Source organism: Actinomadura sp. NPDC048021 (assembly GCF_040653135.1).
GTDB lineage: Bacteria > Actinomycetota > Actinomycetes > Streptosporangiales > Streptosporangiaceae > Spirillospora > Spirillospora verrucosospora.
On record NZ_JBEZJQ010000032.1, the window covers coordinates 34,019 to 47,742 of the forward strand.

15 protein-coding genes are annotated in these 13,724 nt (G+C 73.3%); 10 read left to right on the top strand and 5 right to left on the bottom strand.

The window, feature by feature from the left end; translation table 11 throughout:
- Positions 1–34 precede the first annotated feature (34 nt).
- The 6 genes from AB0C87_RS36880 (at position 35) to AB0C87_RS36905 (ending at position 5,014) form a co-directional block, all read left to right on the top strand.
- Positions 35–1,888 carry a Xaa-Pro dipeptidyl-peptidase gene (locus AB0C87_RS36880; protein WP_360581528.1) on the top strand — a complete coding sequence of 618 codons (1,854 nt, stop codon included), beginning with the start codon at positions 35–37 and terminating at the stop codon, positions 1,886–1,888.
- A 209-nt stretch (positions 1,889–2,097) separates the two neighbouring features.
- Positions 2,098–2,295: a hypothetical protein gene (locus tag AB0C87_RS36885; RefSeq protein WP_353835452.1), complete on the top strand. Its 198-nt coding sequence runs from the start codon at positions 2,098–2,100 to the stop codon at positions 2,293–2,295.
- A gap of 51 nt (positions 2,296–2,346) precedes the next feature.
- Positions 2,347–2,841: a hypothetical protein gene (locus AB0C87_RS36890; protein ID WP_360581529.1), complete on the top strand. Its 495-nt coding sequence runs from the start codon at positions 2,347–2,349 to the stop codon at positions 2,839–2,841.
- Positions 2,813–3,679 (top strand): alpha/beta hydrolase, encoded by an 867-nt coding sequence (locus tag AB0C87_RS36895; RefSeq protein ID WP_360581530.1) that lies wholly within the window; start codon positions 2,813–2,815, stop codon positions 3,677–3,679. The genes AB0C87_RS36890 and AB0C87_RS36895 overlap by 29 nt, the downstream gene beginning before the upstream one ends.
- A gap of 143 nt (positions 3,680–3,822) precedes the next feature.
- Complete coding sequence (locus AB0C87_RS36900) at positions 3,823–4,332, top strand: hypothetical protein (protein ID WP_345176736.1); 510 nt, start codon at positions 3,823–3,825, stop codon at positions 4,330–4,332.
- Positions 4,333–4,390: 58 nt separating this feature from the next.
- Positions 4,391–5,014 (top strand): class F sortase, encoded by a 624-nt coding sequence (locus AB0C87_RS36905; RefSeq protein WP_360581531.1) that lies wholly within the window; start codon positions 4,391–4,393, stop codon positions 5,012–5,014.
- A gap of 22 nt (positions 5,015–5,036) precedes the next feature.
- On the opposite strand, the gene AB0C87_RS36910 is transcribed toward AB0C87_RS36905, so the two are convergent.
- A complete protein-coding gene (locus AB0C87_RS36910) occupies positions 5,037–5,399 on the bottom strand; it encodes a hypothetical protein (RefSeq protein ID WP_345176740.1) in 363 nt (120 codons plus the stop codon).
- Positions 5,400–5,626: 227 nt separating this feature from the next.
- On the opposite strand from AB0C87_RS36910, the gene AB0C87_RS36915 reads away from it, so the two are divergent.
- Entirely contained in the window at positions 5,627–7,276 is a 1,650-nt protein-coding gene (locus AB0C87_RS36915; RefSeq protein ID WP_360581532.1) for an MFS transporter, read from the top strand.
- Between the two features lie 52 nt (positions 7,277–7,328).
- On the opposite strand, the gene AB0C87_RS36920 is transcribed toward AB0C87_RS36915, so the two are convergent.
- The gene (locus AB0C87_RS36920) at positions 7,329–7,916 is read right to left on the bottom strand and encodes an ABATE domain-containing protein (RefSeq protein ID WP_353833690.1); all 588 of its coding nucleotides are present in this window, start codon (positions 7,914–7,916) and stop codon (positions 7,329–7,331) included.
- A gap of 84 nt (positions 7,917–8,000) precedes the next feature.
- Here AB0C87_RS36920 and AB0C87_RS36925 point away from each other — a divergent pair, with 84 nt between their 5' ends.
- The 3 genes from AB0C87_RS36925 (at position 8,001) to AB0C87_RS36935 (ending at position 10,727) form a co-directional block, all read left to right on the top strand.
- On the top strand, positions 8,001–8,870 hold the full coding sequence (locus AB0C87_RS36925) for an alpha/beta hydrolase (RefSeq protein WP_345176746.1): 870 nt from the start codon (positions 8,001–8,003) through the stop codon (positions 8,868–8,870).
- 95 nt (positions 8,871–8,965) lie between these two features.
- Positions 8,966–10,057, top strand: coding sequence for an adenosine deaminase (locus AB0C87_RS36930; protein WP_345176748.1), 1,092 nt, complete (start codon positions 8,966–8,968; stop codon positions 10,055–10,057).
- Between the two features lie 7 nt (positions 10,058–10,064).
- Positions 10,065–10,727, top strand: a complete 663-nt coding sequence (locus AB0C87_RS36935) for a PH domain-containing protein (protein WP_345176749.1) — start codon at positions 10,065–10,067, stop codon at positions 10,725–10,727.
- 28 nt (positions 10,728–10,755) lie between these two features.
- Here the strand turns inward: AB0C87_RS36935 and AB0C87_RS36940 are convergent, their stop codons facing one another.
- From AB0C87_RS36940 to AB0C87_RS36950, 3 genes are read right to left on the bottom strand one after another with little or no spacing between them, the layout of a single operon-like run.
- Positions 10,756–12,384, bottom strand: coding sequence for a phospho-sugar mutase (locus tag AB0C87_RS36940; protein WP_360581533.1), 1,629 nt, complete (start codon positions 12,382–12,384; stop codon positions 10,756–10,758).
- Positions 12,381–13,181, bottom strand: a complete 801-nt coding sequence (locus AB0C87_RS36945; protein ID WP_345176753.1) for a purine-nucleoside phosphorylase — start codon at positions 13,179–13,181, stop codon at positions 12,381–12,383. The genes AB0C87_RS36940 and AB0C87_RS36945 overlap by 4 nt, the downstream gene beginning before the upstream one ends.
- Before the next feature lie 39 nt (positions 13,182–13,220).
- On the bottom strand, positions 13,221–13,673 hold the full coding sequence (locus tag AB0C87_RS36950; protein ID WP_345176756.1) for a gamma-glutamylcyclotransferase: 453 nt from the start codon (positions 13,671–13,673) through the stop codon (positions 13,221–13,223).
- Between the last annotated feature and the right edge of the window lie 51 nt (positions 13,674–13,724).

A 13,724-nucleotide genomic window follows, 5' to 3' on the forward strand; every position in this document is an offset into this window, starting at 1 on the left:
GATCAGGTTTCTCTCAGCAGCCAAGGAGCGGACGTTGCGACTCTCACTCCTCCCCGCCGCGGCGCTCGCGGGCGCGGTCGGCCTCGCGGCCGGCACCGTGCCCGCGTACGCCGACGCGGGACGTCCTCACATCGTGGTGAAGGACGGCAAGACGCAGCCCACGTTCTCGTTCAAGGACGCCATCCGCGAGAAGGTGTTCGTCGAGACGACCGTGGACAGCGACCGGGACGGCAAACGCGACCGCGTCTCCGTCTACATCACCCGCCCGAAGGAGACCGGCGGCGGCCTCAAGGTCGCCTCGATCCTTGAGGGCAGCCCCTATTACGCGGGCCTCCAGGACCCGCCGTACCACCCGGCCGACGTCACCGACCACCCGCGCCTCGCGCCGTGGACGCCGCCGCCCGGTCCGCCCGGACCGACGAGCTACTCGCGCGTCTACTACGACAACTACTTCGTCTCCCGCGGCTACGCCATCCTCGCGGCCGACACCCTCGGCACGGGCGACTCCGACGGCTGCCCGACCGCCGTCGGGCCGAACGAGGCGCAGGGCATGAAGTCGGTCATCGAGTGGCTCACCGGCAAGGCCACCGCGTACGACGCCCAGGGCAACAGGATCCGCGCGGGATGGTCGACCGGGAACGTCGCCATGGCCGGCAAGTCCTACGACGGCACGCTGCCCCTGGCGGCCGCCGCGACCCGGGTGTCCGGCCTCAAGACGGTCGTGTCCATCTCCGGCGTGTCGAACTGGTACGACGAGTACCGCGCCAACGGCGGCGTCGTCGCACCGGACGGCTGGGAGGGCGAGGACCTCGACCTGCACGCCAAGGCCGTGCTGACCCGGCGCGACCCCGAGGTCTGCGCGCCCGTCATGCACGACCTCGAGAAGAAGATGGACCGGGTCACCGGCGACTACAACCGGACCTGGGACGAGCGGAACTTCGCCAAGTCCGCGCCCCGCTTCAAGGCCAGCGTGTTCATGACCAGCGGCCTCGCCGACTGGAACGTCAAGCCGATCCAGATGTCCCTGCTGTGGGACGGCCTGAAGAAGGCCGGCGTCGACCGCAAGCTGTGGATCCACCAGGCCGCGCACGACGAGCCCCTGGACGTCCGCCAGAGCGTGTGGCTCGAATCCCTGAACCTGTGGTTCGCGCATGAGCTCTACAACGTCCGCAACGACATCATGCGCCAGCCCAAGGTCGACCTGGAGCGCACCCCCGGCCAGTGGGAGACGCACAAGGACTGGCCGGAGGCCTCGGCTCGCCCCGTGCCGCTCGGCCTGTCGGCCAAGGGCCTCGGCGAGCGCGGCGCCGGCACCCAGCAGCTGGTGGACGACCCGTCCCGCAAGGCCGAGGAGCTGGCCGCGAACCCGGACGCGGCGGACCCGAACCGCCTGGTCTACCTCACGCCGAAGCTGACCAAGGCCATGCGGCTCAGCGGCACGGCGCGGATCAAGCTGCGCGCCTCCGTCGACGGCCGCTCGCCGTACCTGTCGGCCCTCCTGGTCGACTACGGCTCCGACGAGCGCGTCTCCGGCTTCGGCCCGACGTCCGACCGGTGGTGCTACGGCGACTCGATTCCCGGCGACGAGGGCTGCCGGACCGTCCGGAAGTACACCACCGCCGTCAGCCCGTTCAAGATCGTGACGCGCGGCTGGACGGACGTGCGCAACCGCGAGTCGATCTGGCGCAGCAGCCCGGTGACGCCCGGCAAGGACTACACGTTCAGCTGGCCCATGCAGCCGTACGACTACGTCTTCAAGCCCGGCCACCGGATCGGCCTCATGGTGCTGGCCACCGACCACGCCTACACGCTCCGCTACCCGGCGGGCACGAAGGTCAAGGTCGACCTGCACGGCAGCACCCTGACCCTGCCCCTCACCAGCGGCTGACCCGGCACGCCCTGAGGTAGGGGCGGCCATTGAAGAGCTGCGCCCGGAACGCCGAATCGGCGTTCCGGGCGCACGCCTTCATGGCCCGTGCGCGCTCGCCCCCACGCGCGGCGGGGCCGTCCCTTCACCGACTCCCGCAGCGCGGGCAGTTCGGCGGGCCTTCGGCTCCCCCGCGGGGTCCTGGACGCCTCGTTCGGGCTTGCTCGCCGATGTCCGACGACACCTGCGACCGCACGGAACCTGACCTGTTCACCCTCCGGTCGTCGGCCGGCGGCATCCAGTTGAGGCCCCAGGGCCGCGATCTCTGCGTCGGTGTGAAGGGCGAGCCCGCGGTCCGCGCCCCGGTGCTCCAGTTGCCGTGCGACGAACGCGCGCCCGGCCAGCTCTTCACCGTCGCCGACCGCTAGCGCCGTTCACTACTTGACGCGGAGGAGCAAGTACTTGCTATCGTTCGTCAAGTGACGACCACGCAAGACCACATCGAGCTCGTCGCCGAGCTGGTCCGGACGCTGGAGACGCGGATCTTCGATCCCCTGGAGATCCTGCTGGCCTCCGACGAGCCGCTCGGGCCGATCAGGGCGCGGCTGCGCGTGGAGGCCGAGGTGTGGGCGGCCCAGCTGCTCGGCGCCGACCGGGAGCGGGCCACGCTGACCGCGGCACGGCTCATCGGGGTGCTGTTCCCCGGTGACGGGCCCTTCGACCCGCCCGCCGCGTGGTGGCGCACCGCGCTGGGACGGGCCGTGGCCCGCACGACCGCCCACCCCGCGGCGGCCGTCCCGTACTCCACGGCCGGGGCGATGCTCGGCATCACCCGGCAAGGCGTCCACGACCTGGTGAAACGCGGAAAGCTCGACAGGGATCCCGGCGGCGGCGTCACCACCTCCTCCATTCGCGACCGGCTCGACCGACCCCAGGAGAGCACCCGTGGCACCGCAAGAAGTGATCATCGATGACCGTCCGGTCCGCCTGGCCGCCCGCGACCACGGCGGGGCCGGGTCTCCGGTGCTGCTGCTCCACGGCCTGGGCGGCACCCTCCTGCACTGGGACGCCGTCGCGCCCCTGCTGACCGGCGCGCACCGGGTCGTCGCGATGGACCTGCGCGGCCACGGGCTGTCCGGCGACGGGCCGTGGGAGTGGGAGGCCGTCCTGGACGACGTGCAGGCGGTCGTCGACCACTTCGGCCTGACCGCTCCTCTCGTGGTCGGCCATTCCTTCGGCGGCATGGTCGCGGTGCGGTGGGCGCTGCGCCATCCGGACGGTCCCGGGATCGTCAACATCGACGGCCTGCGCTCGGCCGAGACCGCGCCGGAGCACTACGCGGGCATCGAGCCCGACGAACTGACCCCGCTGCTGGCGGAGCTGAAGTCCCTCTTCGACGCCCAGGCCGAGGCGATGGCCCGGCCGCTGCCCGAGGCCCAAGCCGCGATGCTTCCCTCGCGGGCGCTGCGCACCATCGATGAGGGCGTCTACGCGCGGCCGGACGCGGAGCTGGCCGGGCAGATCAGGTACGACCCGTACTTCCAGGACAGCGTGGCGGCGGTGGCCGGCATCCGCTGCCCCGCCCTGTTCGTCCTGGCCACCGAGAACCTGCCCGGCCTGCCGGGCCGCGTCGGCGACCTCATGGCGGCGCAGCGTGCGGGCGTCCGCCGCGACCTGCTGGCCCTCACCGCCGATCGGCCGCACCTGCGCGTGCTCGAACTGGCCGGCAGCCACGCCGCGGTCGCGGAACGGCCCGAGGAGATCGCCCGGGCCGTGCTGGAATGCGGCGCCCACCGCCCGAACCTTTCCTAGAACACCGGGCGGGCGCGTCGCCGGCCATTGAAAAAAGGATCACCGAACCAAACCGGGGCCGTCCTCATCAGAGATGGGCATAAGGGGGACACGGTCCAGCGGGCTGAAAGTCGAGTAAGCCACCGTGTCGATATGGGGAGAACATGCGACTCGGTAAGGCGGCCGTTCTCGGCCTTGTGATCGGTACGGCGACGCTCGGCGCGGCCGCGCCCGCGATGGCCGACCCCGGCGACGTCGTCGTGAAGCCCGCGCAGGCGCGCCCCGGCGAGCAGGTCACCGTCGTGGGGAAGAAGTGCGAGGTCGACGGCACGGCGGGCTCGCTGGCCTTCGTGGGCGGGGCCGTCCCGCTGAACGGCGCGGAGGAGGTCGACGGCCGCGCCGGTCTCGCGACCATCAAGAAGGACACCTTCGCCGGCACCTACACGGTGCTCGTGCGGTGCGGCGCGTACAAGGGGACCGGCGAGGTCCACGTCGTGGACGGCAAGGCGCGTCCGATGTCGCAGCCCACCCCGACCGGCGGGCCGGCGACGGGATTCGGCGGCGGGACGGGCGGCGCGGACACCGCCCTTCTGGCCGGCGGAGGCGTCCTGCTGCTGGGCGGGATCGGTGTCGGCGCCATTGCCGTCCGACGCAGGAATGGCGCGAGCGCGTAATACCGCAGCCTTTCTCGCGAAGGCTGACTCCGACAATTCCAAGGGGACGGGAAGGGCGATGGGGAGAAAGGGCGGCCGGTGGGGCCCGGGGGCGGCGGCAGCGGTCCTGACGGCCGCCGGTCTCGTCCTGGTCGTCCTCGGGCTGGGCGGGCGGGCCGGTCCGCCCAGCCCGCCCGCGTGGGCCGCGACCCCGCGGGCGGTCGACCGGCACGGGCCGGTGCTGGACCGCTCCCTGCCCGTCCGGGTGTCCATCCCGTCGATCGGGGTGCGGGCGCCGCTGTCGCGCCTGGGCCTCGGGGCGGGCGGCGAGGTGCGGGTCCCCCCGGCCGACCGGCCGGGGGAGGCCGGCTGGTACCAGGGCGGGCCCACTCCCGGCGAGCGCGGCGCGGCGGTCATCCTGGGCCATGTCGACTCCGGGAAGGGCGCCGCGGTCTTCTACGACCTGGGCCGTCTGAGGCCCGGGAACCGCGTCGAGGTGGAACGCGCGGACGGCCGGGTGGCCGTGTTCACCGTCGAGTCCGTGGAGCGCGTCCCGAAGGGCCGCTTCCCCACCGCGCGCGTCTACGGCCCGCTCGACCACCCCGGGCTCCGCCTGGTCACCTGCGGCGGCGCGTTCGACCGCGCCGAGCGCAGCTACCGCGACAACGTCATCGTCTACGCCGCCGAGACGGCGGTCCGGTAGCCCCGGCCGAAGGCCGATCCGGTCACTGCGCGGGGGAGACGAGGGTGCCGGAGGACTGGAACGCGGTGGTCAGGATCCGGCCGACCTTGTCGAGATTCTTCCGTAGCTTGACGGCGCCGGTGGCGCCGCCGGACAGACCGGTCGTCGCGAGCCCGAGCTCGACGACCACGGTCCCGTCGGGCTGCGGCCTCAGGAGCAGGTGGTACTTGTAGTGCGTGGCGAACGCTCCGAGGAGCATCGCCTTGGTGCGGGTCCCCTTCTCGACGATGCCCTGACCGGGGTTCTCCCACGTGAAACGAAAGCCCTCGGGCTGCAGGGCGGCCTCCACGACGGCACGGACCTGGTCGAGGGTGCCGGACACCGCGAGGCTGACGGAATTGGCCATGGTTCTCCTTGATCGAGTGGGATCGGGGGGCCGGCGCCGCCGCCCCCCGACATGAGACGTCCGTCCACTCCCCGAGTACGCAAGTCCGATCGGTCACCTCGTTCGCCCATGCCAGGGGTGACAACGCGTGGTTGTGACCTGGGCGGGCGGTTGTTTGATCCGCGGCCCCGCCGCCCGCTTGGATCTCCCTGGCCGCCGGAGGCGCGGCCGGCGGAAGGGGCGTGGCGATGGTGCGCACGGGGGAGCGACGGTCGCTCGGCCGGGGGTTCGGGTGGCTCTGGACGGCCTACGCGGTCAGCGCGTTCGGGACGTGGCTCGCCTTCGACGCGTTCCCCCTGATCGCGATCACCGTGCTGCACGCCGGGCCGGCCCGGGTGTCGGCGCTGGCCGCCGCGGGCCTGCTGGCGGGGGCGGCGGTGGCGGTGCCGCTCGGCCCGTGGGTGGAGTTCCGCCGCAAGCGGCCCGTGATGGTCGCGATGGACCTGGTCCGGTGCGCGGCGCTGCTGAGCCTGCCCGCGGCGTTCCTCCTCGGCGGGCTCGGCTTCGCCCACCTGCTGGTCGTGTCGGTCGTCGTCGCCGCGGCCGACATCGCCTTCACCGCGGCGAGCGGCTCCTTCCTGAAGGCGCTCGTCCGGCCGGACGACCTGCTCACCGCGAACGGGCGGCTGGAGTCCACGAGCTGGACCGCCACCATGCTCGGGCCGCCGCTCGGCGGCGCCGCGATCGGCCTGTTCGGCCCGCTGGTCACCGTGGCGGCCAACGCGGTCAGCTTCCTGCTGTCGGCGGCCGGGATCCGCGCGATCGGCGGGACGGAGCCGCGCCCGGCCCGGAGCGCGGGTGCCCGGCTCCGGGCCGGGGACCTGCTCGAAGGGTGGCGGCACATCCTCACCGGCCCGGCGCTGCGCTCGCTGTTCCTCAACCAGATCCTGGTCGGCGGGCTGATCATGGCGACGGCGCCGGTGCTGGCCGTCCTGATGCTCGGCGACCTCGGGTTCGCGCCGTGGCAGTACGCGCTGGCGTTCGCCGCCCCGTGTGTGGGAGGGCTCGCCGGTTCGCGGCTGGCCCGGCCGCTGGCCGCGCGGTTCGGACGGGCCAGGACCATGCTGGTCTTCGGCACCCTGCGCGCGTGCTGGCTGCCCGGGCTGGCCTTCGTCCGCCCGGGCGTCGCCGGCCTGGTGCTCGTCATCGCCGTCGAACTCGGGCTGATCACCTGCATGGGGGTGTTCACCCCGCTGTACGCCACCTGCCGGCTGGAGTGGACGCCGCCCGACCGCGTCGCCCGCGTGCTGTCGGCGTGGTCGGTGACGAGCAAGCTCACGATCGCGGCCATGACGGGCCTGTGGGGCGTGCTGGCCGGGCTCACCGGCCCCCGCACGGCCGTCGCGGTCGCGGGAGTCCTGTCCCTGGCGACCCCGGCGCTGCTGTTCCGCAACCGCCGCGCGCTCGCCGCTCCAGACGGCTTGACGCAGGTCAGCACCAGTGCGAGCGTGAAAAGAGAGGGGGAAGGGGGACCCGACATGATTGAGATCAAGAGCATCGAGAAGCCGGACGACCGGCGTGACTTCCCCAGGGGGCACCTGGAGATCGCCAACCTCAGCGGCCTCGTCTTCGGGAAGGCGACGTTCGAGCCCGGATGGCGCTGGACGGAGTCGGTGAAGGACATCGCGGGCACCGACCTGTGCGAGGTCCACCACAACGGCTACGTCGTCCAGGGGCGGATGCACATCCGCATGCGCGACGGCGCGGAGCAGGAGGTCGGCCCCGGCGACGTGTTCGTCGCCACGCCCGGCCATGACGCATGGGTCGTCGGAGACGAGGCCTGCGTCATGTTCGACTTCGCCGGCGGCATCGGCGAGTACGCCAAGGCCGGTCACTGAGCGTTCGGTTCCGTGAGGCGGGGGCGCCGTCGGGTGCCCCCGCCTCCGCGTGTCAGGAGGACTCCGGGCCGGGTTCCGCGGGCCTGTGCCGCCGGTAGTGCCGCGCGACGCGGACGCGGTTGCCGCAGCGCGCCGCCGAGCACCAGCGGCGGCGCGGGTGGGCGGGCAGGAAGAGCAGCACGCAGTCGTCGGCCTCGCACTTCCGGATCCTGGTGACCGCCGGGTCGGCGAGGAGTTCGGCGGCGGCCTCGGCGAGCCAGGACGCCGGGCGCAGTTCCGGCGGGCCGGTGCGGCGGCGGGCCGCGAGCAGGGACCGCCCGTCCCAGACCGGCTCGGTGACCGCGGGCGCCGCGCACTGGGCCCGGGTGAGGGCCTCCAGGTCGGCGGCCGAGGGCGGCTCGCCGCGGCGGACGCGGTCGAGGGCCCGGGCCGTGTGCTCCCGGACGTCCCGGACGGCGGCCAGCGACGCGGCCCCCGTCTCCGCGGCGGCGAGCGCCGCGGCCTCGTCGGACCGGTCGGCCTGCAGGCGCAGCCAGGCCCGGAGGTCGTCGGGCGTGGACAGCAGGTCGGCGCCCGCCGGTCGCGTGTTGACCAGGTCCAGGGCCGGGGGCTCGCCGGTCAACGGGGTCGGGTCGCTCATGTCCTAACGGTACATCGACCGATTGACCCGTTAGGTGTGCGATCGTTGTACCTAATGCAACATCTCGACAGTTAGGCGTTAGGTATGTTTTCGATCGCCCGCACCGCCCACCGGCACGCCGACGTGAACGGTGTCCGCGTCTTCTACCGCGAGTCCCTGCCGGAGAGGGAGGACGCGCCCGTCCTGCTGCTCCTGCACGGCTTTCCGTCCGCCTCGCACCAGTTCCGCCGGCTCGTCGACGTCCTCGGCGCCCGCTACCGGCTGATCGCCCCGGACTACCCGGGCTTCGGCCACACGCGGGCGCCGGACGACTTCGCCTACTCCTTCGACGGGCTCGCCGACGTCATGGAGGGCTTCGTCGAGCGGCTCGGCCTCACCCGTTTCGCCATGTACGTGTTCGACTTCGGGGCGCCGGTCGGGTTCCGGCTGGCCGAGCGGCGGCCCGAGCGCATCGCGGGCCTGGTCGTCCAGAACGGCAACGCCTACGCCGAGGGCCTGTCGGACGGCGCCCGCGACTTCATCGCCCTGCGTCCCGGTGCGCCGGGGGCGGAGGAGGCCGTCCGGGGCCTGCTGACCCTGGACGGGACCCGGAGCCAGTACGAGACGGGCGTCGCCGACCCCGAGGCGATCGCACCGGAGGGCTGGACCCTCGACCAGCACTTCCTCGACCTGCCGGGACGCAAGGAAGCCCAGGTCGCGCTGGCCTTCGACTACCACTCCAACGTCGAGCGCTACGGCCGCTGGCAGGCCTGGCTGCGCCGGTGCACGCCGCCCACCCTCATCGTCTGGGGAGCCGGCGACCCGTTCTTCACCGCGTCCGGCGCCCGTGCCTACCTGCGGGACGTCCCGGACGCGGAGCTCCACCTTCTCGACACCGGCCATTTCGCCCTCGAAACCCACCTCTGCGAGATCGCGCCCCTCGTCGCCGCGTTCCTCGACCGTCTCGGGGTGTAGCGGGCCGGAAGGTCCGCAGGTCGCGAGGGCGGGGGGCGGCGGTTCCGGCGAGAATTGATGACGCCGGGAGAGGCCGGGACGGGTAGGTTCGGGGAATGAACGATCGGCCTACTCTCGAGGACATCCGCCGCGCGCCGAAGGTACTGCTGCACGACCACCTTGACGGCGGCGTGCGGCCCGCCACCATCGTGGACCTGGCGCGGGAGACCGGGTACGGGGACCTGCCCACCACCGACGCGGACGCCCTGCGGACGTGGTTCGAGGAGGCCTCCAACTCCGGATCGCTCGAACGGTACCTGGAGACGTTCTCCCACACGGTCGGGGTGATGCAGACCGTCGAGGCGCTCACCCGGGTCGCCTACGAGTGCGCCGAGGACCTCGCGAACGACGGGATCGTCTACGCGGAGGTCCGGTACGCCCCCGAGCAGCACCTGCGCGAGGGGCTGTCGCTGGAGCAGGTCGTCGAGGCCGTCCTGGACGGCTTCGCCCGCGGCCGCGAGGACTTCGGCATCCGCGTCGGGACGCTCGTCACCGCGATGCGGCACCAGGCGCGCAGCATGGAGATCGCGGAGCTGGCCGTCCGGTACCGGGACGCGGGCGTCGTCGGGTTCGACATCGCGGGCGCCGAGGCCGGGTACCCGCCCACCCGCCACCTGGACGCGTTCGAGTACCTGCAGCGCGAGAACGCGCACTTCACGATCCACGCGGGCGAGGGGTTCGGGCTGCCGTCGATCTGGCAGGCGATCCAGTGGTGCGGCGCCGACCGGCTCGGGCACGGCGTCCGGATCATCGACGACATCGAGGTCGAGGGCGGCGAGGCGCGGCTCGGCCGGCTCGCCGACTACGTGCGCGACAAGCGGATCCCGCTGGAGATGTGCCCGACCTCCAACATCCAGACGGGCGCGGCGAAGTCGATCGCCGAGCACCCGATCGGGCTGCTGCGGAGGCTGAGCTTCCGGGTCACGGTCAACACCGACAACCGGCTGATGAGCGGCACGACGCTGTCGGAGGAGTTCGCCAAGCTCGCCGACGCGTTCGGCTACGGATGGGACGACCTGCAGTGGTTCACGGTGAACGCGATGAAGTCGGCGTTCGCGCCGTTCAACGAGCGGCTCGAACTGATCAACGGGGTGATCAAGCCCGGTTTCGCGCAGCTCAAGTGGAGCGGCGCCCGGCCCCTGGCATGATCGAGCCATGACCATTCGCTCCACCGGCGGGCGCGTCGCGGCGTACGCGTGGCTGGTGTTCGCCGCCCTCAACCTCGTCGACCTGTTCGTCGGCATCACCGGCGACCCCGACTACTCGCTGACGACGGTGACGATCGCGTTCCTGCTGCTGCTCGGCTGCGGGATCGCCTACACGGTCGGGCTGCGGCCGCTGATCGCCGGCGACGAGGACGGGGTGACGATCCGCAACCCGCTGCGGGACGTCCGGGCGCCGTGGGGCGCGGTCCGCCGGATCGAGGGCAGGAACGCGCTCACGGTGGTGTTCGCCGGCCCGGACGGGACGGACCTGGAGACCCGGGCGTGGGTGCTCCAGACCTCGCCCCGGGCGCAGGCCAAGGCGGAGGCCCGCGCCGAGAAGGAGGCCCGCAAGGGCAAGGGGCAGGCGCAGGGGCTCGATCTGCGGGGGCGGACGCCGACCGCGTACGCGGCGCAGCAGTTGAACGAGATGAAGGAACGGCAGCGCTCCACGGCCCGGTCGGGCGCGCCGGACAAGGCGGCCAGGGCCAAGGCCGAGGCGGAGGAGCAGGGGCCCGCCAGGGGGAGGGTCACGTGGTCCGTTCCCGCGGTGGCCTCGCTGGCCGTCCCGCTGGCGGTGGTCGTCGCCCTGCTGATCGTCGGCGCGGTCGGCTGAGGGGCCCGGTCGGCTGAGAGGGGCCCGGTCAGCCGATGGCCGCGGACACGTCCGCGCGGAGGGCCTCCAGGTCGGCGGCGGCGCGCGCGCGGACCTCGGCGACGTCCCCGTCCACCGGGAGGACGACCTCCAGGTAGCACTTCAGCTTCGGCTCCGTCCCGGAGGGGCGCACGACCACCCGCGAGCCCCCGGCCAGGCGGAACCGGAGCCCGTCGGTGGGCGGCAGGTCCCCGGCGGGCAGGGCGAGGTCGTCGAAGGACTCGACGCGCCGCCCGCCGAGCTCGCGCGGGGGATCGGAGCGCAGCCGGGCCATCGCCGCGGTGATCAGCGAGAGGTCGCTCACCCTGACCGACAGCTGGGACGTCGCGTGCAGCCCGTACCGGCGGGCCTGCGCGTCCAGCAGGTCGAGAAGCGTGCGGCCGTCGCGCCTGGCGTCGGCCGCGAGCGCGGCGACGGCGAGCGCGGCGCCGATGCCGTCCTTGTCGTTGACGAGCACGCCCCGGTCGCCGCCGACGCTGTAGCCGAGCGCCTCCTCGTAGCCGAACACCATCCTGAGGCCCGGACCGCCCGCCTTCATGATCCACTTGAAGCCGGTGAGCGTCTCGGCGAACCGGACGCGGTGCGCGGCGGCGATCGAGCGCAGCAGCGACGACGACACGATCGTCGTCGCGACCAGGCGGTCGTCGCCCGTGGTGTGCCGCAGCACGTGCTCGGCCAGCAGCCCGCCGACCTCGTCCCCGGTGAGGGTCCGCCACCCGGACGGGCCCGGGACGGCGACGGCGCAGCGGTCGGCGTCCGGATCGTTCGCGATCACCAGGTCGGCGCCGCGGGCCTCGGCGAGGCCGAGCGCCAGGTCGAGCGCGCCCGGCTCCTCCGGGTTCGGGAAGTCGACGGTCGGGAAGTCGGGGTCGGGCTCGGCCTGCTCCGGGACGACGGCCGGCGCGGGGAACCCGGCGCGCTCGAACGCGGCGAGCAGGACGTCCCGGCCCACCCCGTGCAGGGGCGTGTAGACGATCGAGACGTCCCGGTCGCCGCCGAGGCGCAGGGACGACACCGCGTCCAGGTAGAGGCCGGCGCCCTCGTGGACGGGCCACCCCTCGCCGAGGGGGAGCTCGTCGACGCGGCCGACGGCGTCGATCGCGGCGGAGATCTCCGCGTCCGTCGGCGGGACGATCTGCGCCCCGTCCGCCCAGTACACCTTGTAGCCGTTGTCGCGCGGCGGGTTGTGGCTGGCCGTGACCATGACGCCCGCCACGATGTCGTCGAACGCCCGGGTGAAGTGCGCCAGGACCGGCGTCGGGACGGGGTCGGCGAACACCTCGGGACGCAGCCCCGCCCCGCTCAGCACGGCCGCGGTGTCGTCGGCGAACCGCCGGGAGCCGTGCCGCGCGTCGAACCCGATCACCACCCGGCCGCCGGCGGGCAGCCGGGCGGCCAGACCGGCGGCGGCGCGCATGACCGTCACCCGGTTCATCCGGTTCGGCCCGGCGCCGAGCTCGCCGCGCAGCCCGGCCGTCCCGAACTCCAGCCGCGTCCCGAACCGGTCGGCGAGGACCGCCTCGTCGCCCGCGTCGAGGATCGCCCGCAGTTCTGCGCGGGTCGCCGGGTCGGGGTCCTGGGCGAGCCACTCCCCGGCCCGCGCGCGCAGGTCGCTCACAGCTTCGCCAGGACGGTGGCGAGCAGGGTGCCCATGCGGCCGGCCGACGCGCGTCCCGCCGCGAGGACCTCCTCGTGGTCGAGCGGCTCGTCCGACAGCCCCGCCGCGATGTTGGTGACCAGGGAGATGCCGAGCACCTCCGCGCCGCCCTGGCGGGCCGCGATGGTCTCCAGCACCGTCGACATGCCGATCATGTCGGCGCCCAGCGTGCGCAGCATCCGGATCTCGGCGGGCGTCTCGTAGGTCGGGCCGCGGAACGCCGCGTAGACGCCCTCCGACAGGCTCGGGTCGGCCTCCTTGGCCAGGGCCCGCAGGCGTCCCGAGTACGCTTCGGTCAGGTCGAGGAACGTCGCGCCGGTCAGCGGGTTCGCGCCGGACAGGTTCAGGTGGTCGGAGATCAGCACCGGGTCGCCCACCCGCTGGTGCTCGGGCCGCAGCCCGCCCGCCGCGTTCGTGAGCACCATCGTCTTGACGCCCGCGGCGAGCGCCGTCCGGACGCCGTGCACCACGGAGTCGACCCCGCGCCCCTCGTACAGGTGCGTGCGGCCGAGGAACACCAGCGCGTTGCGCCCGCCGATCTCCACGACCCGGATCCGGCCGGCGTGGCCCTCCACGGCCGGCGGCGCGAACCCGGGCAGCTCGGCCACCGTCAGCTCGGCGACGGGCTCGCCCAGCTTGTCGGCCGCCGGAACCCACCCGGACCCCATGACGAGGGCGACGTCGAAGGAGTCGATGGACGTGCGGGAGCGCAGCGCGTCCGCGGCGTCCCGTGCCAGTGCAAAAGCGTCGTTGCTCACGCCGCCGACACTACCGCCGCGCCGCCCGGCCGCCGCCGGTCAGTCGCCCAGCGACTTGCAGGGGCGTGTGCGCAGGTCCTTGACGTAGTCGTCGGGCGCGCCGGCCTTCTCGGCGGCGTCGGCGAGGATGCCGAGATAGCGCGCGGACGGCAGCCCGCCCTCGTAGTCGTCCAGGACGTACATCCAGCACAGCGCGTCGCCGTCGAGCGTCTGCACCCGCACCCTGATCTTGCGGTAGACGTTGAGCGCGGCGCCCTCCCAGGCGTCGAGTTCCTTCTCGTCCCAGGCAGGCACGTCGTAGATGACTACGAAGACCTGCTCGGAGTCGTCCTCGACGACCGTCGCGAGAGCCCCGTCCCAGCCCTTGTCCTGCCCGCCGAAGGTCAGGCGCCAGCCGGCGAGCCAGCCGGTGCCGCGCATGGGCGAGTGGGGAGCCCGGCCGGCCATCTGCTCGGGATCCATGTTGGAGGCGTACGCCGCGTACAGAGCCACGGGGGAAGGCTACGCCAAGTAAGGCTCGGGGGTGTGGGGGACGCCCCCCAC

Bases quoted from the DNA above. Each gene is read 5' to 3' on its own strand.
- AB0C87_RS36885 (WP_353835452.1), top strand. From the start codon at position 2,098: ATGTCCGACGACACCTGCGACCGCACGGAACCTGACCTGTTCACCCTC.
- AB0C87_RS36900 (WP_345176736.1), top strand. From the start codon at position 3,823: ATGCGACTCGGTAAGGCGGCCGTTCTCGGCCTTGTGATCGGTACGGCG.
- AB0C87_RS36905 (WP_360581531.1), top strand. From the start codon at position 4,391: ATGGGGAGAAAGGGCGGCCGGTGGGGCCCGGGGGCGGCGGCAGCGGTC.
- AB0C87_RS36910 (WP_345176740.1), bottom strand. From the start codon at position 5,399: ATGGCCAATTCCGTCAGCCTCGCGGTGTCCGGCACCCTCGACCAGGTC.
- AB0C87_RS36915 (WP_360581532.1), top strand. From the start codon at position 5,627: ATGGTGCGCACGGGGGAGCGACGGTCGCTCGGCCGGGGGTTCGGGTGG.
- AB0C87_RS36920 (WP_353833690.1), bottom strand. From the start codon at position 7,916: ATGAGCGACCCGACCCCGTTGACCGGCGAGCCCCCGGCCCTGGACCTG.
- AB0C87_RS36925 (WP_345176746.1), top strand. From the start codon at position 8,001: ATGTTTTCGATCGCCCGCACCGCCCACCGGCACGCCGACGTGAACGGT.
- AB0C87_RS36930 (WP_345176748.1), top strand. From the start codon at position 8,966: ATGAACGATCGGCCTACTCTCGAGGACATCCGCCGCGCGCCGAAGGTA.
- AB0C87_RS36935 (WP_345176749.1), top strand. From the start codon at position 10,065: ATGACCATTCGCTCCACCGGCGGGCGCGTCGCGGCGTACGCGTGGCTG.